This window comes from Herbaspirillum seropedicae (genome assembly GCF_001040945.1).
Taxonomy (GTDB): domain Bacteria; phylum Pseudomonadota; class Gammaproteobacteria; order Burkholderiales; family Burkholderiaceae_D; genus Herbaspirillum; species Herbaspirillum seropedicae.
Genome location: NZ_CP011930.1, coordinates 3,739,417 through 3,763,070 on the forward strand (window position 1 = coordinate 3,739,417; position 23,654 = coordinate 3,763,070).

20 protein-coding genes are annotated in these 23,654 nt (G+C 64.0%); 8 read left to right on the forward strand and 12 right to left on the reverse strand.

Translation table 11 applies throughout. The features are described from left to right. Positions 1 to 112: 112 nt before the first annotated feature. Entirely contained in the window at positions 113 to 1,411 is a 1,299-nt protein-coding gene (gene guaD / locus ACP92_RS16305) for a guanine deaminase (RefSeq protein WP_013235210.1), read from the forward strand. A gap of 40 nt (positions 1,412 to 1,451) precedes the next feature. Here the strand turns inward: guaD and ACP92_RS16310 are convergent, their stop codons facing one another. Then, positions 1,452 to 2,054: a TetR/AcrR family transcriptional regulator gene (locus ACP92_RS16310; RefSeq protein ID WP_013235211.1), complete on the reverse strand. Its 603-nt coding sequence runs from the start codon at positions 2,052 to 2,054 to the stop codon at positions 1,452 to 1,454. Positions 2,055 to 2,296: 242 nt separating this feature from the next. Here ACP92_RS16310 and ACP92_RS16315 point away from each other — a divergent pair, with 242 nt between their 5' ends. The 5 genes from ACP92_RS16315 (at position 2,297) to ACP92_RS16335 (ending at position 10,772) form a co-directional block, all read left to right on the forward strand. Then, positions 2,297 to 3,844, forward strand: a complete 1,548-nt coding sequence (locus ACP92_RS16315) for an efflux transporter outer membrane subunit (protein ID WP_013235212.1) — start codon at positions 2,297 to 2,299, stop codon at positions 3,842 to 3,844. Positions 3,845 to 3,849: 5 nt separating this feature from the next. Next, positions 3,850 to 5,085: an HlyD family efflux transporter periplasmic adaptor subunit gene (locus tag ACP92_RS16320; protein WP_013235213.1), complete on the forward strand. Its 1,236-nt coding sequence runs from the start codon at positions 3,850 to 3,852 to the stop codon at positions 5,083 to 5,085. 33 nt (positions 5,086 to 5,118) lie between these two features. Beyond that, the gene (locus tag ACP92_RS16325; RefSeq protein WP_013235214.1) at positions 5,119 to 6,696 is read left to right on the forward strand and encodes a DHA2 family efflux MFS transporter permease subunit; all 1,578 of its coding nucleotides are present in this window, start codon (positions 5,119 to 5,121) and stop codon (positions 6,694 to 6,696) included. Positions 6,697 to 7,120: 424 nt separating this feature from the next. Beyond that, positions 7,121 to 9,805 carry a DNA mismatch repair protein MutS gene (gene mutS / locus ACP92_RS16330; RefSeq protein ID WP_048348596.1) on the forward strand — a complete coding sequence of 895 codons (2,685 nt, stop codon included), beginning with the start codon at positions 7,121 to 7,123 and terminating at the stop codon, positions 9,803 to 9,805. 40 nt (positions 9,806 to 9,845) lie between these two features. Next, complete coding sequence (locus tag ACP92_RS16335; protein WP_013235216.1) at positions 9,846 to 10,772, forward strand: hypothetical protein; 927 nt, start codon at positions 9,846 to 9,848, stop codon at positions 10,770 to 10,772. Positions 10,773 to 10,933: 161 nt separating this feature from the next. Here the strand turns inward: ACP92_RS16335 and ACP92_RS16340 are convergent, their stop codons facing one another. Further along, a complete protein-coding gene (locus tag ACP92_RS16340; protein WP_013235217.1) occupies positions 10,934 to 11,476 on the reverse strand; it encodes an FKBP-type peptidyl-prolyl cis-trans isomerase in 543 nt (180 codons plus the stop codon). A 224-nt stretch (positions 11,477 to 11,700) separates the two neighbouring features. Here ACP92_RS16340 and ACP92_RS16345 point away from each other — a divergent pair, with 224 nt between their 5' ends. Beyond that, complete coding sequence (locus ACP92_RS16345) at positions 11,701 to 12,822, forward strand: cupin domain-containing protein (RefSeq protein ID WP_232284857.1); 1,122 nt, start codon at positions 11,701 to 11,703, stop codon at positions 12,820 to 12,822. 342 nt (positions 12,823 to 13,164) lie between these two features. Continuing rightward, the gene (locus tag ACP92_RS25090) at positions 13,165 to 13,437 is read left to right on the forward strand and encodes a hypothetical protein (RefSeq protein WP_075259113.1); all 273 of its coding nucleotides are present in this window, start codon (positions 13,165 to 13,167) and stop codon (positions 13,435 to 13,437) included. Between the two features lie 368 nt (positions 13,438 to 13,805). Here ACP92_RS25090 and ACP92_RS16355 read toward each other — a convergent pair whose 3' ends face one another. The 10 genes from ACP92_RS16355 to ACP92_RS16400 form a co-directional block, all read right to left on the reverse strand. Further along, complete coding sequence (locus ACP92_RS16355; protein ID WP_013235219.1) at positions 13,806 to 14,591, reverse strand: MBL fold metallo-hydrolase; 786 nt, start codon at positions 14,589 to 14,591, stop codon at positions 13,806 to 13,808. Between the two features lie 18 nt (positions 14,592 to 14,609). Next, positions 14,610 to 15,791 carry an outer membrane protein assembly factor BamC gene (bamC, locus tag ACP92_RS16360; protein ID WP_013235220.1) on the reverse strand — a complete coding sequence of 394 codons (1,182 nt, stop codon included), beginning with the start codon at positions 15,789 to 15,791 and terminating at the stop codon, positions 14,610 to 14,612. A gap of 61 nt (positions 15,792 to 15,852) precedes the next feature. Then, positions 15,853 to 16,731, reverse strand: a complete 879-nt coding sequence (dapA, locus tag ACP92_RS16365) for a 4-hydroxy-tetrahydrodipicolinate synthase (protein WP_013235221.1) — start codon at positions 16,729 to 16,731, stop codon at positions 15,853 to 15,855. A 156-nt stretch (positions 16,732 to 16,887) separates the two neighbouring features. After that, on the reverse strand, positions 16,888 to 18,087 hold the full coding sequence (locus tag ACP92_RS16370) for a tryptophan--tRNA ligase (RefSeq protein ID WP_013235222.1): 1,200 nt from the start codon (positions 18,085 to 18,087) through the stop codon (positions 16,888 to 16,890). Between the two features lie 42 nt (positions 18,088 to 18,129). Next, positions 18,130 to 18,792 carry a site-2 protease family protein gene (locus ACP92_RS16375; protein ID WP_013235223.1) on the reverse strand — a complete coding sequence of 221 codons (663 nt, stop codon included), beginning with the start codon at positions 18,790 to 18,792 and terminating at the stop codon, positions 18,130 to 18,132. Between the two features lie 80 nt (positions 18,793 to 18,872). Then, complete coding sequence (locus tag ACP92_RS16380; protein ID WP_013235224.1) at positions 18,873 to 19,508, reverse strand: L-threonylcarbamoyladenylate synthase; 636 nt, start codon at positions 19,506 to 19,508, stop codon at positions 18,873 to 18,875. Positions 19,509 to 19,604: 96 nt separating this feature from the next. Next, a complete protein-coding gene (gene htpX, locus ACP92_RS16385; RefSeq protein ID WP_013235225.1) occupies positions 19,605 to 20,480 on the reverse strand; it encodes a protease HtpX in 876 nt (291 codons plus the stop codon). A gap of 67 nt (positions 20,481 to 20,547) precedes the next feature. After that, on the reverse strand, positions 20,548 to 21,390 hold the full coding sequence (locus ACP92_RS16390; protein ID WP_041311020.1) for a 3',5'-nucleoside bisphosphate phosphatase: 843 nt from the start codon (positions 21,388 to 21,390) through the stop codon (positions 20,548 to 20,550). Positions 21,391 to 21,494: 104 nt separating this feature from the next. Beyond that, positions 21,495 to 22,397: an alpha/beta fold hydrolase gene (locus tag ACP92_RS16395; RefSeq protein WP_013235227.1), complete on the reverse strand. Its 903-nt coding sequence runs from the start codon at positions 22,395 to 22,397 to the stop codon at positions 21,495 to 21,497. 87 nt (positions 22,398 to 22,484) lie between these two features. Next, on the reverse strand, positions 22,485 to 23,501 hold the full coding sequence (locus tag ACP92_RS16400; RefSeq protein ID WP_013235228.1) for a patatin-like phospholipase family protein: 1,017 nt from the start codon (positions 23,499 to 23,501) through the stop codon (positions 22,485 to 22,487). Between the last annotated feature and the right edge of the window lie 153 nt (positions 23,502 to 23,654).

Consider the following 23,654-nt stretch of genomic DNA (forward strand, 5'->3'; position numbering starts at 1 on the left):
GCTGCGATCCCCCCCTTCCCCCGGAAAGCGCCGCCCGCCGTGCGCCTTCCAGTATGATGACCACTGAATGGACGGTCTGCGCGCCTGCGTCCGTCCACCTTGAGGAAACACCATGAACACACCCTTGCACGCCTATCGCGCCAGCCTGCTGTACTTCACCAACGACCCGGCCTTCGACGAGCACGCGACCCGCTGGCATAGCGATGGCCTGCTGCTGGTGCAGGACGGCAAGATCCGCGCCGCTGGCGACTACGCCGAGCTGTCGGCCAGTCTGCCGCCGGAGGCCGTCACCGAAGACCTGCGCGGCAAGATCCTCTGCCCCGGCTTCATCGACACCCACGTCCACTACCCGCAGACCGACATCATCGGCTCGCCCGCCCCCGGCCTCCTACCCTGGCTGGACAACTACACCTTCCCCGCCGAACGCCGCTTCCAGCAGCCTGAGCATGCGGCAGAGGTGGCCGACTTCTTCCTGGCCGAACTGCTGCGCAACGGCACCACCAGCGCAGCGGTGTATTGCACGGTACACCCGCAATCGGTAGACGCCTTCTTCGCCGCCAGCCATGCCCGCAACCTGCGCATGGTGGCCGGCAAGTGCCTGATGGATCGCCATGCCCCCGACTTCCTGCGCGACACGGCCGAATCGGGCGTGCGCGAGAGCGAAGCACTGATCGGCCGCTGGCACAACAAGGGGCGCCAGCACTATGCGATCACGGTGCGTTTCGCTCCCACCTCCACGCATGAACAGATGAAACTGGCGGGTGAATTGGCCGCACAGTATCCGGATACCTATATCCAGACCCATGTGGCCGAGAATACCGATGAAGTGAAGTGGGTCAAGGAGCTGTATCCGGATGCGCGCAGCTATCTGGATGTCTATGACGGCTACGGCCTCATGCGCCAGCGGGCGCTGTATGCCCACTGCATCTGGCTGGATGACCAGGACCGCGCCCGCATGGCCGCCACGCAATCGGCGGCGACGCTGTGTCCGACCTCCAACCTGTTCCTGGGCAGCGGCCTGTTCGACTTCGCCCGCGCCGATGCGGCGCGCCTGCCCTTGTCAGTGGCCACCGACGTGGGCGGCGGCACCAGCTTCTCGATGTTGCAGACCATGAACGAGCTGTACAAGGTGGCGCGCATGGGCGGCACCTATCTGCCGGCCCAGCGCATGTTCTACCTGGCCACGCTGGGCGGCGCCCGCGCCTTGCAGCTGGAAGGGACCATCGGCAGCTTCACCCCCGGCTGCGACGCCGACTTCATCGTCCTCGATCCCCAGGCCACGCCCTTGCTGGCGCGCCGCAGCGCCACCACCGAGAACCTGGAAGAACAACTCTTCGCGCTGGCCATCCTGGGGGATGACCGGGCTGTTGCGGCGACCTACTCGGCGGGGGTGCGGGTGCATCAGCGCTGATCGACTACACCCACGCGGCGGCATTACGTTTCTGAGCCGCTCAGCGCGGCTGGTACAGATACAGGAAAGCCTCCACCGCCCGCTGTGCCGAGGCGTCCAGCTGGTCCTCGGCGATGTCGGTGACCACGTTGAGCATGCGCACTTCCATCCATTCGGCCTCCATCAGGCCGCGGTACTGCATGGCGGCCAGCCAGGGATCGGTGCGGTGCAGCTTGCCCTCCTCCATCTTGGCCTGGAGGAATTCGGCAATGCGCGTCCAGCCGCGCTTGGGGCCGCGCTCGTAGAGCAGCGGGCCCAGATTGGACTTGCCGGCATAGTAGATGCCGAGCCGCTTGACCGCGACGATCTCCGGCCGGAACACCACCCGCAAATAATGTCGCGCCAGGCGCAATAAACCGCCTTTCACATCGTCTTCATTGCGCAGGGCCATGAACAGTTCTTCAAACTGACATCCCACCTGCTTGATCATCACCTCCACGAAGATCTCTTCCTTGGAGTTGAAATAGTTGTACAGCGTGGCCTTGGAGCCGCCGATGCGGGCGGATATCTCCGCCATGGAAGCGGCTTCGAAACCGATTTCGTTGAACACCTCCGCAGCGATGTCGATCATCGCTTGCCGGCGTTCTTCACTCTTCTTGCGCATGAATTTTCCTGTGATGCGGGCCGCACGAGCGGCCGGTTCCAGATTATAGGCGGAGTTACCACCCAAAGCCGCCAGATTCACCTCAAATGCAGGCAAAAAACCTGTGTTGCCGCTTTGCCGCATAAAAACGAGCAATTTATCGCAACTGCCTTGACTATTCACAAAACCAAATACTATACTGAACTGTACGGTTATATAAGACGACGATCCTGCTTTAGTAGTTCACCTCACACCACGCCATCATGAATAGCAATTCATCAACCCTCGACCTGCCGATACAGCCGCCCCAGCGCTCCGGCCGCGCCTGGCCGCGCGCGGTATCAGTCTTAGCAGCCGTGCTGGCCGCCACGCTCATGGCTGGCTGCGCCTCCTTCAGCGACCTCGGCGAGCGCGCCCAGCCCAAGTCCATCGACCGCTACCAGAGCCAGCAAAGCCTGGCCGCCAGCGCGGTGCAGGCCGCCTGGCCGAGCGACCAATGGTGGCGGGTCTATGGCGACGCCCAGTTGAACGCCCTCATCGATGAAGCCCTGCAAAGCGCGCCCTCCATGGCGGTGGCCAAGGCGCGTCTGATGAAGGCCGAAGGTGCGGCCCAGCAGCAAGGCGCGGCGCTGTACCCGCAAGTGAGCGCCAACGCCTCGCTGGACCGGATGAAGCAGTCCTATAACAATGGGGTGCCGCCTGATTTCGTCCCCAAGGACTACAACAATGCCACCCGCGCCACCCTGGACTTCAGCTACGAGATCGACTTCTGGGGCAAGAACCGCGCAGCGCTGGCCGCCGCCACCTCGGAACTGGAAGCCAGCCGCGCCGACGCCGCCCAGGCCCGCATCACGCTGGCCACCTCGATCGCCTCGGCCTATGCCGAGCTGGCCCAGCTCTACGCCCAGCGCGATACCAACGAAGCCGCCCTCAAGGTGCGAGTGGAAAGCCTGGACCTGTTCAACCAGCGCTTCACCAACGGTCTGGAAACGCGCGGCTCGGTCAAGCAGATGGAAGCGCGCCGCGCCATCGCCCAGGCCGACCTGAAAGCCACCGACGAATCCATCGGCCTGCAACGCAACAAGCTGGCCGCCCTGCTGGGCGCGGGTCCGGATCGGGGACTACAGCTGACGCGCCCGCAGATCGACCTGTCCCGCCCCTTCGCCCTGCCGGCGCAATTGCCGGTGGAACTGCTGGGCCGGCGCCCCGACATCGTCGCCGCGCGCCTGCGCGCCGAGGCGGCTGGCAAGCAGATCAAGGTGGCGCGCGCGGCCTTCTATCCCAACGTCAACCTGACGGCCTATTTCGGCTTCCAGTCGCTGGGCATCGACATGCTCACCCGCGCCGGCTCCGATATCGGCAGCATCGGCCCGGCCATCTCACTGCCGATCTTCAATGGCGGTCGTCTGCGCGGGCAGTTCCGCTCGGCCAGCGCCAGCTATGACGAGGCCGTGGCCAACTATGACCAGGCCGTCACCCAGGCGCTGCAGGACGTGGCCGACGTCGGCGTGAGCGAAAAAGCCCTGGCCGGACGCCTGGCCGACGTGCAAGCCGCAGCGGACGCCGCCGAAGAGGCCTACCGCATCGTCAGCAACCGCTACAACGGCGGCCTGGCCACCTACCTCGACGTACTCAATGCGCAGGACACGCTCATCAGCAATCTGCGCCAGCTTTCCGATCTGCGATCGCGCATGTTCACCCTGGATGTGGCGCTGGTGCGCGCCCTGGGTGGCGGCTACCGCGCCGCCGACGACAGCAGCAGCCAGAACAGCGCCGACGCGCCCCTCCACGACACGCAAGCAAAAGGTTGATCATCATGTCCCATAGCGATTCCCAAGCCGCCCACACCCTGGCCGAAGAAGCCAAGCAACGCAATGAAGCCGCCAGCGCCGCGGCGGCCGCGCAAAAGCGCAAGAAGCTCTTTTCTATCTTTGGCGGCGTGGTCGCCATTGCCGCCATCGGCTATGGCGCTTACTGGTACCTGATCGGCTCGCGCTACGTCGAGACCGACAATGCCTACACCGCCACCGAGATCGCCACCGTCACCCCCGCCATCAATGGCATCGTGGCCGCCGTCGATGTGGTCGATACCCAGGCCGTCAAGAAGGGCGACGTGCTGGTGCGCATCGATGACGCCGATGCGCGCCTGGCGGTAGACCAGGCCGCTGCCGACCTGGATCGTACCGAACGCAAGGTCAAGGGCTTCTTCGCCAACGATGCCGGCCTGGCCGCCCAGGTGCTGGCGCGCGAAGCCGAGCAGAAGCGCGCCAGCGCCCAGTTGCTGTCGGCCCAGGCCGACCTCAAGCGCGCCGAGATCGATCTGCAGCGCCGCGAAGCGCTGGCCAAGTCGGGCTCGGTCTCGGGCGAAGAACTGAGCAACGCCCGCACCGCGCTGTTGACGGCCCAGGCCAACCTGAAGGCGGCCGAAGCGGCAGAAGTGCAATCACGCGCCAACATCAAGGCCACCCAGGGGGCGCAGAAGGCCAGCACCGTGCTGACCGCCAACACCACCGTGGACGACAACCCGGAAGTGGTGCTGGCGCGCGCCAAGCTGGAACAGGCCAAGCTGGACCTGGAACGCACGGTGCTGCGCGCCCCGGTCGATGGCGTCATCGCCCGTCGCCAGGTGCAGGTCGGCCAGCGCGTGCAGAGCGGCGCCACCCTGCTGTCGGTAGTGCCGCTGCAGCAGATGCACGTGGACGCCAACTTCAAGGAAGGCCAGTTGACCAAGGTGCGCATCGGCCAGCCGGTGACCATGAAGGCAGACCTCTATGGCGGTTCAGTGGAATACCACGGCGTGGTGACCGGCCTGTCCGGCGGCACCGGCTCGGCCTTTGCAGTGATCCCGGCGCAGAACGCCACCGGCAACTGGATCAAGGTGGTCCAGCGCCTGCCGGTGCGCATCTCGCTGGACCCCAAGGAGCTGGCGCAGCGTCCGCTGTCGGTAGGCCTGTCGATGGTGGTGGAGATCGATACGCGCGGCCAGATCCAGGCCGGTGACGCCCAGCGCAAGAGCGCCCGCAACGACAACGCCCAGGCTGCCGCGCTGTAAGCCAGGCCCGCGCCCCATCAGAAGAGGTTTCCCATGTCATCCACACTGAGCGCAGACGCGGCCGGCGCGCCCGCCCCGGCGCCGCAACCTGCGCCATTCGAAGCGCCCTTGAGCGGCGGCCAGCTGGTCGGCGCCGGCATCCTGCTGGCGGCGGCCAACTTCATCGCCGTGCTCGATACCACCATCGCCAACGTCTCGGTTTCCACCATTGCCGGGGCGCTGGGCGCCTCCACCAGCCAGGGCACCTACGTCATCACCTCCTATGCCGTGGCCGAGGCCATCACGGTGCCCTTGACCGGCTGGCTGGCCAACCGCTTTGGCACGGTGCGCGTGTTCATCCTGTCGATGGTGATGTTCGGGCTGTTCTCGGCGCTGTGCGGCATGGCCAATTCGCTGGGCATGCTGATCGCCTTCCGGGTCCTGCAAGGCCTGGCCGGCGGCCCCCTGATGCCGCTCTCGCAGACCCTGCTGCTGCGCATCTTCCCCAAGGAAAAAGCGCCCGCCGCCGTGGGCCTGTGGGCCATGACCACGCTGGTGGCGCCCATTGCCGGGCCGATCCTGGGCGGGGTGCTGTGCGACCAGTACAGCTGGCCCTACATCTTCTGGATCAACGTGCCGGTGGCGCTGATCTGCGGCTATATCGGCTGGCGCATGCTCAAGCGGTATGAAACCAAGATGTCCAAGCTGCCCATCGACCGGGTCGGCCTGGTGCTGATGGTGGTCTGGGTGGCCGCCCTGCAACTGATGCTGGACGAAGGCAAGGAAAAGGACTGGTTCGCCTCCACCGAGATCGTGCTGCTGGCGGTGACGGCCGTGGTGTTCTTCATCGCCTTCCTGATCTGGGAGCTGACCGAGCGCAATCCCATCGTCGACCTACGGGTATTCCGCCATCGCGGCTTCACCGCCAGCGTGACCACCATCTGCCTGGCCTTCGGCGCCTTCTTCGGCTCGGTGGTGCTCACGCCCCTCTGGCTGCAGGGCTACATGGGCTATACCGCCACCTGGTCAGGCTGCATCTCGGCGCTGACCGGCATCCTGGCCGTCATGACAGCACCGATGGTGGCCAAGATGTCCACCACCATCGATGCCCGCAAGCTGGTCTGCATCGGCGTGACCTGGCTGGGCTTCATCACCTTCCTGCGGGCCTTCAACACGACCGACATGTCCTTCTTCCAGATCGGCTGGCCGCTGTTCCTGCAGGGCATCGGGCTGCCGCTGTTCTTCGTGCCGCTGACCGGGCTGGCCTTGTCCAGCGTGAACGAAGAAGAAACCGCCTCGGCGGCGGGTCTGATGAGTTTCTGCCGCACCATGGCCGGCGCCATTGCCACCTCCATCGTCAACACCAGCTGGGAAAACGATGCCACCTACTTCCACGCCGAGTTGTCCGGCCTGGTCGATCGCGGTGGCGATGCCATCCATACCATGATGGCCTCAGGCATGAGCGCCGAACAGGCCACCGCCTCGCTGGCGCAGACAGTACAGAACCAGGCCGTGATGCTGTCCACCAATCACATCTTCATGATGGCGGCGGTGTCTTTCTCGCTGGCGGCCCTGGCCGTGTGGCTGGCTCCCAAGCCGACCCGGGTGGCTGACACCTCGGCGGCGCACTGAACCAGGCTGGCCCTTACCGCTCCCCTACAGTCCGTCCTCCCCTGCGGACTGGGCAGGCGACCGCTCCCGTGGTCGCCTGTTTTTTTTTGCCTGCCAAGCGCAGCGCCACGTTGTCAGCCTGTGCTGGCCGGCACTGGCAAACTGCATCGGCGAAAAAGATCAGTAGATCCTTCAATCGAATTCGACCCGCAGCCAGTGCCAGGCTTGGCTGCACCCGCCCAATGCGCGTACAATCCTCGCTCGAGCATGCGGACCACGGTCCGCATTTTTGATTTATGGCGCCCCGCCCGCCGGGACGCCAGCAGACTTCCCGCCGCCCGCCAGGGCCGGGACGCGGATCGATGATCCGCCCTCCGGACCAGCACGCGCGGCCTCGCATCCCCGAACTTGCAAGACGCGATCCACGCATCGCCATGAGTGACCAATGACCAAAGACCTCGCCGCCCATACTCCGATGATGCAGCAGTATCTACGCATCAAAGCGGACCACCCCAACACGCTGGTGTTCTACCGCATGGGCGATTTCTATGAACTGTTCTTCGAAGACGCCGAGAAGGCCTCACGCCTGATGGGCGTCACGCTCACCCAGCGTGGTTCCTCCAACGGCACTCCCATCAAGATGGCTGGCGTGCCCTTCCACTCGGTGGAGCAATACCTGGCGCGCCTGATCAAGCTGGGCGAATCGGTGGCCATCTGCGAGCAGATCGGTGACCCGGCCACCAGCAAGGGGCCGGTGGAGCGCAAGGTGGTGCGGGTGGTCACGCCGGGCACGCTGACCGATTCCGACCTGCTGCCGGAAAAGGCCGAACGCTGCCTGCTGGCCATGCAACTGGTGCCGTCGAAGTCGCGCAAGCAGATGCAGGTGGGGCTGTCCTGGCTGTCCATGGCTAGCGGTGCGCTGAAGATGATGGAATTCACGGTCGAGGCTGCGCTGCTGGATGGCCGCGTGAAGCAGGAACTGGAGCGCATCTCGGCTGCCGAAGTGCTGGTGGCCGACGGCCAGCTGGAATGGTGCGAACCGCTTTTGCCCAACCGCGCCGTGACCGTGCCGGACTGGCATTTCGACCAGCCCAGCAGTGAAAAGGCCCTGCTCGACCAACTGGGCGTGGCCACCCTGCACGGCTTTGGCGCCGACGGCCTGGGACCGGCCATCTGTGCAGCCGGCGCCCTGCTGCGCTACGCGCAATCGACCCAGGGACGTGGCCTGCAGCACGTGCGCACCCTGACGGTCGAATCCGAGAACGAATTCATCGGCCTGGATGCCGCCACCCGCCGCAACCTCGAGCTGACCGAGACCATCCGCTCGCAGGACGCCAACGCGCTGGCCCCCACCCTCTTCTCCACACTGGACCATTGCCGCACCGCCATGGGCTCGCGCCTGCTGCGCCACTGGCTGCACCATGCGCTGCGCGACCAGCAGGTGGCGCGCGCCCGTCATGCCGCCATCAACGCCCTGATGCGCACCGACGCCTGCTCGGGCCTGTCGGCCACGCTGGCGGCGGTGCCCGATATCGAACGCATCACCACCCGCATCGCCCTGCTGTCGGCGCGTCCGCGCGACCTGGCGGGCCTGCGCGCCGGCCTGCAGCAACTGGGCTCGCTGCGCGCCTACGTGGAGATGTGCGGGCGCGACGCCGACGCATCACTGCTGACGCAGCTGCACGAGGACCTGGCCACACCCGTGGAATGCCTGGACCTGCTGGAACGCGCCATCATGCTGGAACCGGCGGCGATGGTGCGCGACGGCGGCGTGATCGCACGCGGCTTCGATGCCGAGCTCGACGAACTGCGCGGCCTGTCCGAGAACGCCGGCCAGTACCTGCTGGACCTGGAAGCGCGCGAACGCGAACGCACCGGCATCGCCAACCTGCGGGTGGAATACAACAAGGTGCATGGCTTCTATATCGAGGTCACGCACGGCCAGACCGACAAGGTGCCGGAAGATTACCGCCGCCGCCAGACCCTCAAGAATGCCGAGCGCTACATCATCCCCGAGCTCAAGGCCTTCGAGGACAAGGCGCTGTCGGCCCAGGAGCGCTCGCTGTCGCGCGAGAAGTTCCTCTACGAACAGCTGCTGGGCGACATGGGCGCGCACATTGTGCGCCTGCAGGCCATCGCCCATGCACTGGCCCAGCTCGACACCCTGGTGGCGCTGGCCGACCATGCCGTGCGCAACAACTGGTGCGCGCCGCAACTGGTCGATGAGCCCTGCATCCAGATCGAACAGGGCCGCCACCCGGTGGTGGAAAACCAGATCGAGCGTTTCATCGCCAACGATTGCCAGCTGGCCGCCGAGCGCCGCCTGTTGCTCATCACCGGCCCCAACATGGGGGGTAAATCGACCTTCATGCGGCAGGTGGCGCTGATCACGCTGCTAGCCTATGTGGGCAGCTTCGTGCCGGCCACCAGCGCCGTGATCGGGCCGGTGGACCGCATCTTCACCCGGATCGGCGCGGCCGACGACCTGGCCGGCGGGCGGTCGACCTTCATGGTGGAAATGACCGAATCGGCCGCCATCCTCAACAATGCCACCGAACATTCGCTGGTGCTCATGGATGAGGTCGGGCGCGGCACTTCCACCTTCGACGGGCTGGCCCTGGCCTGGGCCATTGCCAAGCATCTGATCGACGTCACGCGCAGCTTCACGCTCTTTGCCACCCACTACTTCGAACTGACGCAGTTGCCCGAGATCCATCCGACGGCGGCCAACGTGCATCTCTCGGCAGTGGAACACAAGGACAGCATCGTCTTCCTGCACGCGGTACAGAGCGGCCCGGCCTCGCAGAGCTATGGCCTGCAGGTGGCGCAGCTGGCGGGCGTACCGGCGCAGGTCATCCGCGCCGCGCGCAAGCATCTCTCGGCGCTGGAAAGCCAGTCCATGCAGGCCACGCCGCAGTTCGACCTGTTCAGCGCCCCGGCATTCGCCACACCCGGGACACAGGATGAGCCGGACCCAGCCGATGAACGCAGTGAGTCCGATGCGGTCGAACCCGATCCGCTGGCGCAGGCGCTGCTGCAGACGCTGGCGCAGATCGACCCCGATGCGCTTACACCGCGCCAGGCGCTGGAGGCCTTGTATCAGCTGAAGGCCTTGCAAGCGCCGCAGTGAAGCGCAAGCCGCCGGCCCGACTCTTTCCCAGGAAACACGCATGAGCTTACGCCGTCTCCTGCCTCGCACCCTGCTGGCCTGCGCCTTGTTGGCGGCGGGCGCGGCGGTGGCGGCGCCGCTGGATTTTTCCTTCGGCGTCATCAATCATGCCGCCGCCGGCAAGGGCGAGGACACGCTTCGCCAGGCGCTGGCCGAGACCGATGCGGACAATCTGGCCTTCGTCGTCGTCAATGGCATCAAGTCGCCCTCGGAGAGCTGCGACGATACGCTCTACAACGCCCGCCACGAGCTGCTCTCGCAGGCCCAGAACGGCGTCTTCCTGTCCTTGGCCGGCAGCGACTGGATCACCTGCCGCGACCGTGAAAACCGCTCGGACGCAATCGAACGGCTGGCGCGCATGCGCGAGATCTTCTATTCCGGCGAATTCTCCCTGGGGGCGACGCGCCTGCCGATGCTGCGGCAATCCCTCACCCCCAAGTTCCGCAGCTATGCCGAGAATACCCGCTGGGAAGTGGGCAACGTGATCTTTGCCACGGTCAACCTGCCAGCGGGCAATAACCACTTCCTGCTCGATGGCGGGCGCAACAATGAATTCGAAGACAGGCTCATCGCCAACCGCAACTGGCTGCAGCACCTGTTCGCCTTCGCCGCGCTGAAGAAAAGCGCCGCCATCGTCTTCTTCAGCGATGGCAATCCCTTCGGCCCACCGCCAAAGCGCTCCTTCTTCCGCGCCCAGCGCGACGGTTTTGCCGAGACCCGACGGCTGTTTTCCGACCTGTCGGGCAACTTTGCCGGCCGCGTCCTGGTGGTCCACGGCCAGGCGCCCAAGCCCAAGACGCCCAGCCATATCCTCTGGACGGGCAAGCTAGGCAATGTCGCCGTGGGCGAGCGCTGGCTCAAGATCGTGGTGGACGACCATCTGCCGCAACTGTTTGCCGTGGCGGATGCGGACGGTGAGCGGCGTTGAGTCCAATTGAGTCCAATTGAGCCAGGTTGAGCTGGGCCACCCGAACCCTGAAACGAAACAACAACGCCCGCCGGATGACCCGGCGGGCGTTGTTGTTTCATCTTGCTTCCTCTTGCGGTGTCCGCCTGGTCCGCCAGACGGTGACCGATCCAGCGAGGTGATCAGTTCAGCGGCTGGCTGCGGAAGTGGTCGCCGGCTTCGCCTTCATCTTCGTCATGATGGTGGTGGTGATGGCCATGCGGACCATGCACGTGGCCATGGGACACTTCTTCCTCGGAGGCGGCGCGCACTTCGGTGACGGCCAGTTCGAAACGCAGGGCGATGCCGGCCAGCGGATGGTTGCCATCCAGCACGGCCTTGCCGTCGGCCACTTCGGTGACGGTGAAGATGACCGATTCTTCGCTATCGTCATCGGGCGAGCCTTCGAACTGCATGCCCACTTCCAGCGGTTGCGGCAGGCGCTCGACCGGCTCGATCTTGACCAGTTCGGAATCGTATTCGCCGAAGGCGTCTTCGGGCTCGACCTGGATGGTGGTGCTGTAGCCGGCTTCCTTGCCGTCCAGCGCTTCTTCGATCTTGGGCAGGGTGTTGTGGTAGCCGCCGTGCAGGTAGACCATCGGCTCACTGCTTTGCTCGATCAGGTTGTTCTGGGCGTCCGACAGCTTGTAGTTGACAGAAACGACGGTATTCTTCGCGATCTTCATCGTAAGGGTCCTTTGTATCGATAGTGGTGCGGGAGCGGCAGGCGCTGCGGTCTGGTCGCGCGGTACGCCTGCCACCCGGGTTGGGGCCTAAGAACCATCCCCCTGCCATTCCCGCAAGGCAAGGACTCTTTCAAAACGGTTTCTCGACTCCGTGATTATACCTGCATCAAACTTGGTGGCTGCCAATGGCTTGCTGCTGTGCCAGCCCGCCTATAATGGCGGGCATGAAAAAACTCGATCTGCTCGGCGGCATCACGCCCGCCCAATTCCTGCGTGACTACTGGCACAAGAAGCCGCTCCTGATCCGCAACGCCATTCCCGGCTTTTCCGCACCGCTGCCGCGCCAGGAGCTGTTCGACCTGTCCCGCCGCGACGATGTCGAATCGCGCCTGATCACCCACCGCGAAGGCGGCTGGGACATGCAACACGGCCCCTTCAACAAGCTGCCTCCCCTGAAGCAGAAAGCCTGGACCCTGCTGGTACAGGGCGTGAACCTGCACCATCCGGCGGCTGACGCCCTGCTGCGCCAGTTCCGCTTTGTGCCGGATGCGCGCCTGGACGACCTGATGATCAGCTACGCCAGCGACGGCGGCGGCGTCGGTCCGCACTTCGATTCCTATGACGTGTTCCTGCTGCAGGCCCACGGCCAGCGGCGCTGGCGCATCAGCGCCCAGGACGACCTGACGCTGGAAGAAGGCGTGCCGCTGAAGATCCTGAGCCACTTCCAGGCCGAAGAAGAGTTCGTGCTGGAACCCGGCGACATGCTCTATCTGCCACCGCATTACGCCCACGACGGCGTGGCCGTGGGCGAGTGCATGACCTACTCCATTGGCTTCCGCGCGCCGACCTACCAGGAATTGGGCGAGTCCTTCCTGGAATTCATGATGGACACCATCGACCTGCCCGGGCGCTATGCCGATCCCGACCTCAAGACCAGCGCCCGTCCGGCCGAGCTGCAGGCCGACATGATTGCGCGCATCCGCGATGAGCTCAACAAGATCCGCTTCACCGACGACGACATCACCATCTTCCTCGGCCAGCATCTTTCCGAACCCAAACCCTCGGTGTTCTTCGAGGCGCCGCCCCAGGAACTGTCCTTTGCTCGCTTTTTCCAGGGGGCCAAGAAACGCGGTCTGGTGCTGCATCGCAAGACGCGCATGCTCTATCGCGGCTCGCACGTCTTCATCAATGGCGAATCCTTCCAGGTATCCCGTCAGGACAAGGCCATCCTGGCAAGGCTCGCAGATCAGCGCATGCTGGAGAAAAACGACTTCGACTTGGCCTCCGAAGACCTGCTCGAAGCCCTGCATCAATGGCATGAAAGTGGCTGGATAGAATTTGTTTGAGATTTGTTTGAGATTAATGCAAAACTAAGCTTGAGCAATCTCGAAATCACTTGAGAATGCTCCGGAAAGCTGCGCCAACAAAGGCCTTCCGGGCGCATGGTCAAAAATGTAAGAACTTACAAATTCTTACGAATTAGAATGATTGCGGTGTGATTTCGGAAAAAAATAGCTATAATGATGGGCTGGAAAGTTTTCGTTGTCCGGAAAAGTTTCGGCAGTAAAAAGAAGCAAGAACCGAAGCACGACCGTAAGGTCATACCCTGCGGCGAAAGCCTCCTAGCTTAGAGCGATAATTACCGGTAATTATTCATCGCACAATTTTTAAATACTGAAGGAATATTCATGAAAAAGACTCTGTTGATCGCTTCGTTGTTGGCTGTTGCCCTGGCTGCTTGCGGCAAGAAGGAAGAAGCTCCGGCACCTGCTGCTGCTCCTGCTGCTGAAGCTCCGGCCGCTGCTGCTCCGGCTGCTGATGCAAAGCCGGCTGACGCCGCTCCTGCTGCTGACGCTGCCAAGCCGGCTGACGCCGCTGCTCCGGCTGCTGACGCAAAGCCTGCTGACGCTGCCGCTCCGGCTGCTGATGCAAAGCCGGCTGAAGCCGCTCCGGCCAAGTAATCTTCGGATTATTTTCGGAAAAAACCGGCCGCAAGGCCGGTTTTTTTTCGTCCCCACGTCCGTGCGGACAATCACGCACTCTCCCCCGCTCTCTCCCGATCCACGCCAGCGATGTTTCTGCGTGGCGCCCGCCGTACCGTCACCCCCCTCCAGAACGCGTCAATTGCGCCTACAGGCGCATTTCGCACGAGCTAGCTGCCGTGACTACTTACAAGGGGCTGACAAGCGCCAGCCGCCTGCTGTGACGAACAAGCGAGATCGCCTCCGATACGGCGACGCAGGCATGCGAAAGGAAAGTAAAAGGAAACAAAATGTTTCTGCTGCGGCGCAGCGCAGCCTGACAAGCGGCTGACCAGCTCGCTTTTCTTTCAGACGTCCAGCCAGCCAAAGCCCTCGGCCTGGCAGGCAATGCCGATGTTGCCGAAGGTCATGCCGAGCACGCCTTCCAGCGCGGCGCGGGCCAGCTCGGGCGTATTGTTCTGCTGGCTCAGGTGCGCGCCGATGACGCGCTTTAAGCGGCTCTTGTCGAGCATGCGCAAGATCTCTGCACTGGCGTCGTTGGCCAGGTGCCCATAGTCGCCGCCGATGCGACGCTTCAGGAAAGCCGGATAGGGCGAGCGATCCAGCATGTCGCGGTCGTGATTGCATTCCAGCAGCAAGGCGTCGCAGGCGCCCAGGGCTTGCACCAGATGGGCCGTCGGCTGGCCGGCATCGGTGAGCACGCCCAGACGGCGGTCGCCATCGCCGGCCACGTACTGGATGGGTTCGCGCGCGTCATGCGGCACGGTATAGGGGGAGAGTTCGAGGTCACCGATGGCCAGCTTCTGACCATCGGCGCAGAATTGCACATCGACATCGGTCGCCTGGTCGGCCACCGCCTGCCAGGTGCCATAGCTGAGCCAGACCGGGATGCGATAGCGGCGGGCGAACTTGAAGACGCCGCTGACGTGGTCCGAATGTTCGTGGGTGACGACAATGGCCGACACGTCCGAGGGGTCCAGCCCCAGGCGCAGCATGCGCCTTTCCGCTTCGCGCAAAGTAAAGCCGCAGTCCAGCATGACCGTGGTCCCGGAAGAGGGACGCTGGTCGCCGGCTGCGGCCGAGATCAGCAGCGCATTGCCTTCGCTGCCGCTACCGAGGCTCGCGAACTTCATCTGAGCCCCGGGTCCTGCTTACTTCAGCTGCTCGTTGAGCAGGCCCAGGATCTTGTCGGAGATGCCCGAGGTATCCGGACCGCCCTCGCCGTTCTGCACGACGATGTTGCTGCTGTCACTGCCAGCGCCCTTGACCACGATGCGGTACTTGGCGGCCTTCTTGTCCTTGTCCTTGGAGCTGAAGATGCGCGAGAAGAAGCCCTCGTCCTTCTTGTCCTTGGCGTCCTGGTTCTGGTCCACGTAGCGGACGTAGTAGATGCCCTGGCTGCGGTCGCGGTCTTCGACGGTGAAGCCGACGCGATCCAGCGCCAGGCCGACGCGACGCCATGCGCGTTCGAAGCCTTCATCCACTTGCACGCTGGTGCCGGCAGCGGTCTTCTGCAGGCGCGAACGGGCCTGCAGCGAGGGCGCATTGGCCACGGCGGCCTTGGCCTTGGTTTCCTCGGCGCCCAGGCGCACCATCAGGCGCGACAGGAATTCGGCTTCCAGGCCCGGGTCGGAAGGACGCGCGGTCCACACCGAGGTTTCCTTGGCCGAACCGGTCAGCACTTCTTCGGCGCCGCGATGGCTGATGAAGATCTCGGTGGTGCCGTTGGGGCCGCGCTCCAGGCGGGTGCGGAACTTGTCACGCTCGCCGGTGGAGTACAGCGAATCGAACACCTTGCCCAGCGTGTTGCGCACGAAGTCCTGGGGGATCTTGGCGCGGTTCTCGGCCCAGTCGGTTTCCATCACGCCGGTGTCGGGCGATTCGATGTTGATCAGGAAACCGCTGTCCTGCCAGAAATCCTTGATCTGCGGCCACAGCTGCTCGGGAGTCTGCTTGACCACCAGCCAGCGCTGCGAGCCATCGCGCTCGATGCGGATCTCGTCGCCCTTGGCTGCCGGGGCCACCGAAGTGATTTCGTTGGCCGGACGGGTCTGCTGTTCCAGCTGATAGCCCGACGCGGTCGCCACGCCCTTGTTGGCTTCCGGAATGGCGTAGCGGTTGTCGCGCTGCAGCTGGGTCAGGTCGGGCGGCACTTCCAGACGCGGGCCGCGGGCTTTTTCCGCACTCTTGTAATCGATACGGTCGCCGTCGAGCAGGTTGCCGACGGACGAGCATCCTGCCAGGCCGGCCAGCGCCAGTGCGACGACAATGCTGCGTTGGGTAAGTGTGGCCGCCGAGCGGACAACCGGACGAACGTTCTTGCTATTAGTCATATCGTTACTATTGAAAGCGGAATCGAATTTCAGGAGACCTGCGCCGGAGCGGCCAAGCCGTTTATTTTAATACACCCGACTCGCGCAATGCCGCGCGCACGGTGTCGTGGTAAGCCGCCCCCAGCGGCGCCAGCGGCAGGCGCATGCCCGACGGGATCAGCCCCATTTCCTGCATGGCCCACTTCAGCGGCACCGGATTGGGTTCGACGAAGAGCTTGTTGTGCAGCGGCAAGAGCTTGTTGTTCAGTTCCACGGCGCGGGCGATGTTGCCGCTCATGGCGGCCACGCACAGCTCGTGCATGTCGCGCGGGGCGACGTTGGCCGTGACCGAGATGTTGCCGGCGCCGCCGTACAGCATCAGCGCGATGGCGGTGGCGTCGTCGCCCGAATAGACGGCGAAGCTCTTGGGCGCCAGGCGGATCAGGTCGGTGCCGCGGGCGATGTTGCCGGTGGCGTCCTTCACACCGACGATGCCCTTGACCTGCGCCAGGCGCAGGATGGTCTCGTTGCTCATGTCAGCAACCGTGCGGCCGGGCACGTTGTACAGGATCACGGGAAGATCGACCGACTCGGCGATCTTCTTGAAGTGCAGGTACATGCCTTCCTGGGTAGGACGGTTGTAGTACGGCACCACTTGCAGCGAGGCATCGGCGCCGACCTTCTTGGCGAATTCGGTCAGTTCGATCGCCTCGGAGGTGGAATTGCCGCCAGTGCCGGCGATGATGGGGATGCGTTTGGCGGTGTGCTCGACTGCGACCTTGATCAGTTCGCAGTGCTCTTCCATCGAGACGGTGGGGGATTCGCCGGTTGTGCCGACGATGACGATGCTGTCCGTTCCCTCGGCGATATGCCAGTCGATCAGCTTGCGCAGGCCGTCGTAGTCGAGGCTGCCGTCCTGATGCATGGGAGTGACGATTGCAACAATGCTGCCCTTGATCATGATGTACGTATTTTGGTGATGGTCAAAATAAAGGCCTGATTGTAGCGGATAGACGCCTCAACAGGTCAATTTGGGGCCGACTGAGATGAAACCGGACGTAAAAAAGAGTGTCCGCCCCCCTGCAGCCGCCTCAGAGCGGCTCGCGCACGCCCCGATTCAATAGCCCAGCCCCATGGCCTCGCGCACGTCGCGCATGGTTTCCTGGGCCAGCTTGCGGGCTTTTTCGCAGCCATCGGCAACGATGGCGCGCACCAGCGAAGGATCGTCCAGGTAGGGCTGGGCGCGTTCCAGCATCGGCTGCTGCTCTTGCAGGATGGCGTCGATGACGGGCTGCTTGCATTCCAGGCAACCAATCCCGGCCGAACGGCAGCCCTTGGCGGCCCATTCCTTGACCTCCGCCGACGAGTAGACCTGGTGGAATTGCCAGACCGGGCATTTGTCGGGGTCGCCCGGATCGCTGCGGCGCACGCGTTGGGGGTCGGTGGGCATGGTCTTGACCTTCTTGGTCACCGATTCCTTGTCTTCCCGCAGGGCGATGGCGTTGCCGTAGCTCTTGGACATCTTGGCGCCATCCAGCCCCGGCAGGCGCGACGCCTCGGTCAGCATGGCCTGGGGCTCGGTGAGGATCAGCTTGCGGCTGCCCTCCAGATAGCCGAACAGGCGTTCGCGGTCGATCATCGACAGGTTCTGGGCATCGTCGAGCATGGCCTTGGCCTGCTCCAGCGCCTCGTCGTCGCCCTTTTCCTGGAATTGCGTACGCAGTTCTAGGTACAGCCGGGCGCGCTTGCTGCCCAGTTTCTTGGTGGCGGCCAGGGCCTTTTCCTCGAAGCCCTTTTCCTTGCCGTAAAGGTGGTTAAAGCGGCGCGCAATCTCGCGCATGATCTCGATATGCGGTACCTGGTCCTCGCCCACCGGCACCTGGCTGGCACGGTAGATCAGCACGTCGGCCGCCTGCAAGAGCGGATAGCCGAGGAAGCCATAGGTGGCCAGGTCGCGGTCGGCCAGCTTTTCCTGCTGGTCCTTGTAGGTCGGCACGCGCTCCAGCCAACCCAGCGGCGTGGCCATGGACAGCAGCAAGTGCAGTTCGGCATGCTCGGGCACGCGCGACTGGATGAACAGCGTGGACTGCGCAGGATCGACACCGGCGGCAAGCCAGTCGATGACCATCTCCCAGGTGCTGGTCTCGATCACCGAAGGATCGTCGTAGTGGGTGGTCAGCGCATGCCAGTCGGCCACGAAGAACAGGCAGGGCAATTCGGATTGCAGCTTGACCCAGTTCTTGAGGGCACCGTGATAGTGGCCCAGGTGCAGCGCGCCGGTGGGGCGCATGCCGGAGACGACGCGGTCAGGATACATGGCGGTTGGCTCGTGGTCGGTAGTCGGTTGAGGCTGGATGCATCATTGGAACAGCAGGGTAATGGGATAAGTGATCAATTGCAGCAGCAGGCTGGCCCCGTACATCACCGGCGCCATCCACCAGGTGTAGATGACCTTGGCCAGCACCAGCGCCATGACGATGAAGAATCCGTAGGGCTCGATCTGGGCAAACTTGTAGGCGTAGCGGTTGGGCAGCAGGCTGGTGAGGATGCGACCGCCATCCAGCGGCGGGATCGGGAACAGGTTGAAGGCGAACATGACCAGGTTGGTCAGCACCCCAGCCTTGGCCATGAGCATGAAGAATTCTTCCTGCACCCCGCCCAGCGCCAGCGCATAGATGGTCAGTGTCCACAGCAGCGCCATGAAGAAATTCGCCGCCGGGCCGGCCAGCGAGACCCAGGCCATGTCGCGCTTGGGCTTGCGCAGGTGGCCGAAGTTGATCGGCACCGGCTTGGCGTAACCGAACAGGAAGGCGCCGCTGGTGGCGAAGTACAGCAGGATGGGAATGAGGATGGTGCCGAAGGGATCGATGTGCTTGATCGGGTTCAGGCTCATGCGGCCCATCGAATAGGCCGTATTGTCGCCAAAGAACTTGGCGGCGTACGCATGCGCGGCCTCGTGCAGGGTGATGGCGAAGAGCACGGGCAGCGCGTAGACCGCGACAGTCTGGATGAGATCGTTCATGGGCCGGGATTTTATCAGAGGGACAATACGGGTTCCGGGAATTGGCGGTTTTCCGGTCCGCGCAGACAAGAATAAATCACTTAGGCAGCCTGCAACCCGAATATTCCAGCATCCCCCCTGCCCTGCCGCACCAACACCGGCTGCTCGTCGTCGGTGAGGTCGATGACGGTGGTAGGCTCCAGGCTGCAAGCACCGCTGTCGATGACCAGGTCGATCTGCTTTTCGAGGTGGCTGCGGATATCTTCCGCGCTGGTCAGCGGCAAGTCGTCGTCGGGCAGGATCAGGGTGGTCCCCAGCAGCGGCTGGCCCAGCTCTTCCAGCAGCATATGGGCGATGCGGTTTTCCGGCACACGCAGACCGATGGTCTTGCGGGACGGGTGCGAAAGCCGACGCGGCACTTCCTTGGTGGCTTCCAGGATGAAGGTATAGGCGCCCGGCGTGGCGGCCTTGAGCAGGCGGTACTGGCGGTTGTCCACCTTGGCGTACTGGGCGATTTCGGAGAGGTCGCGGCACAGCAGCGTGAGGTGGTGCTTTTCATCGACGCCACGGATGCGGCGCACGCGTTCGACCGCATCCTTGTTGTCCAGCTGGCAGACCAGGGCGTAGCAGGAATCGGTAGGCAAGGCCACCAGGCCGCCCTTGTGGATGATCTGCGCGGCCTGCTTGATCAGGCGCAGTTGGGGGTTGTCGGGGTGAATCTCGAAAAACTGGCTCATGAGGCGGTTTCCAATTCCAAATTCAAATTCAAAAATTCCGATTCGTAAAAAGCACAACGGCGGTGTCGCCACCGCCGTTGTCGCTGTCCGCAGGACTCAGCGTTGACCGCGCAGGGCGGCAATACGCTGTTCCAGCGGCGGGTGCGTCGAGAACAGTTCCATCACGCCAGGCTTGTCGCTGATGCCCAGTGCGGCCAGGTTCTGCGGCAGGCCCTCGGGCGAGAAACCGCCCAGGCGCGCCAGTGCATTGATCATCGGCTGGGGCGTGCCCAGCAGGCGGGCGGCGCCGGCGTCAGCGCGGAACTCGCGATGGCGCGAGAACCAGGCCACGATCAGCGATGCGCCGATGCCAAAGACGATCTGGCAGACCAGCACCGTGACGGTATACCCGATGCCGGGACCGGAATCATCGCTGTTGCGGCGCAGGGCCGAGTCGACGAAGAAGCCCACCACTCGCGACAGGAAGACCACGAAGGTGTTCACCACGCCCTGGATCAGCGTCATGGTGACCATGTCGCCATTGGCGATGTGCGCCACCTCGTGGCCCAGCACCGCTTCCACTTCGTCCTGCGTCATGCCCTGCAGCAGTCCGGTCGAGACCGCGACCAGCGCCGAGTCCCGGAACGCGCCGGTGGCGAAGGCGTTGGGTTCGCCGTCATAGACCGCCACTTCGGGCATGCCAATGCCAGCGCGCTGGGCCAGCTTGCCTACGGTCTGCAGCAGCCAGGCCTCGGTGCCGTTCATCGGCGTCTGGATCACGCGGGCGCCGGTGGACCACTTGGCCATGGTCTTGCTCATCAGCAAGGAGATGATGGAGCCGGTGAAACCCACCACCAGCGAGAACACCAGCAGCATCGGCAAATTCAGGCCGGAGCGGGTCAGGAAGCGGTCTACGCCCAACAGCGACAAGATGACGCTCATCACGACCAGCACGGCGATATTGGTCGCGATAAACAGCAAGATGCGTTTCATGGGGAAAACTCCTATCAGGAAAGTGGTTATTAGATAGGAATCCGCTCCCGGAATTCAAGTGCAGAGCTTACAGCGCCCAGTCGTGCCAGACCGGCTTGACACCCTGGGGCAGGGGCGGCAAGCCGCCCAGGTCCACCCGTGATTCGCCTGGACCGTGGAAGTCCGACCCCATCGAGGCCAAAAAGCCATAATGGCGCGCCACCTGGGCGTATTGCTGGTACTGCTCCGGCGTGTGGCTGCCGGTATTGACCTCGATGGCCGCGCCGCCGAGCTGCCTGAATTCGTCGAAGAAGGCGCCGAACTGGGTCTCGCTGTATTTGTAGCGGCCCGGGTGGGCGATCACCGCCACCCCGCCGGCCCCGCGGATCCAGCGCACGGCTTCTTCCAGCGTGGCCCAGCGGTGCGGCACGTAGCCGGGCTTGCCTTCGGTAAGGTAGTTGGCGAAGACTTCCCGGGTATCGCAGCAGCGACCGCACTCGACCATGAAGCGGGCGAAATGGGTGCGCGAGATCAGGTCCGGGTTGCCCACATGCTTGAGCGCGCCTTCATAGGCCCCCGCCACGCCATGCTGCTCCAGCTGCGCGGCGATCTCGCGGGCGCGCCGTTCGCGGCCGTTGCGAGTGGCGGCCAGACCCTGCACCAGCGCAGGATTGGTTTCGTCGATCTGCAGACCCACGATATGCACCGTATGGCCAGCCCAGGTCACTGAAATCTCTACGCCGCCCACATGCACCATGCCCAGGGCCTGGGCCGCGGCACGGGCGCGCGCCACGCCATCGATCTCATCGTGGTCGGTCAAGGCCCACACTCCCACGCCATTGGCCTTGGCACGTGCTGCCACCTGCTCGGGCGGCAGCAAGCCGTCGGAGACGTTGGAATGGCAATGCAGATCGAACTTGAGCTCAGACATAGACAATGCGCGATGACACGGGCCGGTCGCTTGTGGCTGCCGCCGATCAGGGGATGCAGTAAGGTTGGAATGGGTCTATTTTACGCCCTTCCCCCCGGCCCCGCTCAGACCGGCTGTTGCAGGAAGGCTTCGATCAGTTGCGCCAGCTGCTCGGGCTGGTCGTGGTGCAGCATGTGACCGGCATCGGCGATCATCTCGACCTGCACGCGCGGGATGCAGGCGATGCGCCGGTCGATCTCTTCGCGCTTGAGCGAGGCCGGGCCGAAGAAGCGCCAGATGTCGCTGTCGATAGCCTCTATCCACAGCACCGGCGCGGTGATGCGACGCCAGCAGGCCATCATCTCGTCGGCGCGATACAGGATGGGGCTGACCTGCTTGTGCGCCGGATCGCCCAGGATCTGCCACAGGCCGCTGTCGTCCTGCTGCGCCCAGTGCTGGGCCAGGAAGGCAGCACGTTCATCGGACAGGCGCGCATTGTTCCTCTGTAGGCGCTGGGCTACTTCTTCCAGGGTGGCATAGCCGCGCAGCACGGGACGGTTGCGCACCTCGTCCATCCACTGCGCAAACCGTCCGGGCGCCTGCTCCGGCTGGGTCGCGGGCAAACCCAGTCCCTCCAGGTTGATCAGGCGCTTGATGCGCTGCGGCCGCACGCCGGCATAGAGCGTGACGACGTTGCCGCCCATGCTGTGGCCCAGCAGGTTGATGGCTTCCGATCCGGCGTAGTGATCGATGATGGCGTCCAGATCGGCCAGGTAGTCCGGGAACCAGTAGGAGTCGGCCTGGCTGCGCTCGGTCAGGCCGAAGCCGCGCCAGTCGGGCGCGATCACATGCCATTGCCCTTGCAGGGCGTCGACCATGAACTGGAAGGATGCGGACATATCCATCCAGCCATGCAGCATGAAGATCTTGGGCGCCTCCGGGTCGCCCCAGTGGCGCACGTGGTAGCGCAGACCGCGGATGGTCAGGAATTCGGAGCGGGAAGCTGTCTTGGCGACGGTTGGGCGCATGGCGTTCTCTTTGTTATGGTGTAACGGCATCAGATCAAGCCGCAGAGTATAGACAAAAGAGAACGATCGTGCGTCAAGTCGCTTGATTCAGGGCAGAAATCGGCCGAGGTCGAAGGTGGAGGCATGGCCGACCTGGGCAAAGTTCTGCTCCAGCCATTCCGCCGCACGCTCCCTGCCCTGCTGGAACAGGCTGCCGATGAAACTGGCCTGGGTATTGAGCTTGGAGAGGTTGGTGAGCTGCTCCATGAGTTCATTGGCGTCGATCATGTGCATGTTCAGCTGGCGCAGACGCCGTTCCAGCGAACCGAAGGCCAGGGTCGAGTTCTCGGCCTCGCGCTTGGCCAGCGCCAGTGCGCTCAGTTCGGTGAAGAAGGCCGAACTGAAGCTGATCTCGGACAGACGCTGGCCGATATCGTGCGTGGAAGTCGGCGTGCCGGCGCGGCGGCTGGGATGCAGCAGCACGACCATGACATCTCGTGCCGCGCAGGCATGCAGCAGCGGGAAGATCGGCGGGTTGGCGGTCAGGCCGCCATCCCAGTAGGCTTCTCCCTCGATCTCGATGGGCCGGTGCAGCGACGGCAGACAGGCCGAGGCCAGCAGCGCCTCCACGGACAGGTCGGCATTGCGGAAGATCTTCAGGGTGCCGGTGCTGACCTGGGTGGCGGCGATGAAGAGTTTCAATTCCCGTTGCCGGCGCAGCCTGTCGAAGTCCACCTGTTCCAGCAGGATGTCGCGTAGCGGGTTGATGTCCAGCGGATTGAGCTGGGTGGGCGAAAAGAAGCGCGTCATCGCCAGCAGCGCCTGCATGCCAGGCATGGGAGTGGGATTGGCGATGACTGGCGCGCCTTCGGCATTGATGTAGTCCAGCGGCGCGCCTGTGGAGAGCGCCGTCCAGAAGCGTTCCAGCGCCGCACGCGCGCCCTCGCGGCCATCCTGCACATAGCCCTGGGCCAGCACCACCGCATTCATGGCCCCGGCGGAAGCACCGCTGATGCCTTCGAACCCCAGGCGGCCATCTTCCAGCAGACGATCCAGCACGCCCCAGGTGAAAGCGCCGTGCGAGCCGCCACCTTGCAGGGCCAGACTGATGATCTTGTTCGACATGATGTCCTTTTCCTCGGTCACATCACAGGGCCTGTCACGCCCGCGTCACCACATAAGCTTATGCTGCACTGCACGATCATGGTATAACAGGAACACGGCTGGAGAAAAGTGCTGCATCAAGGCAACATTCTGGCAAGCATGCCCTTCAGCTCA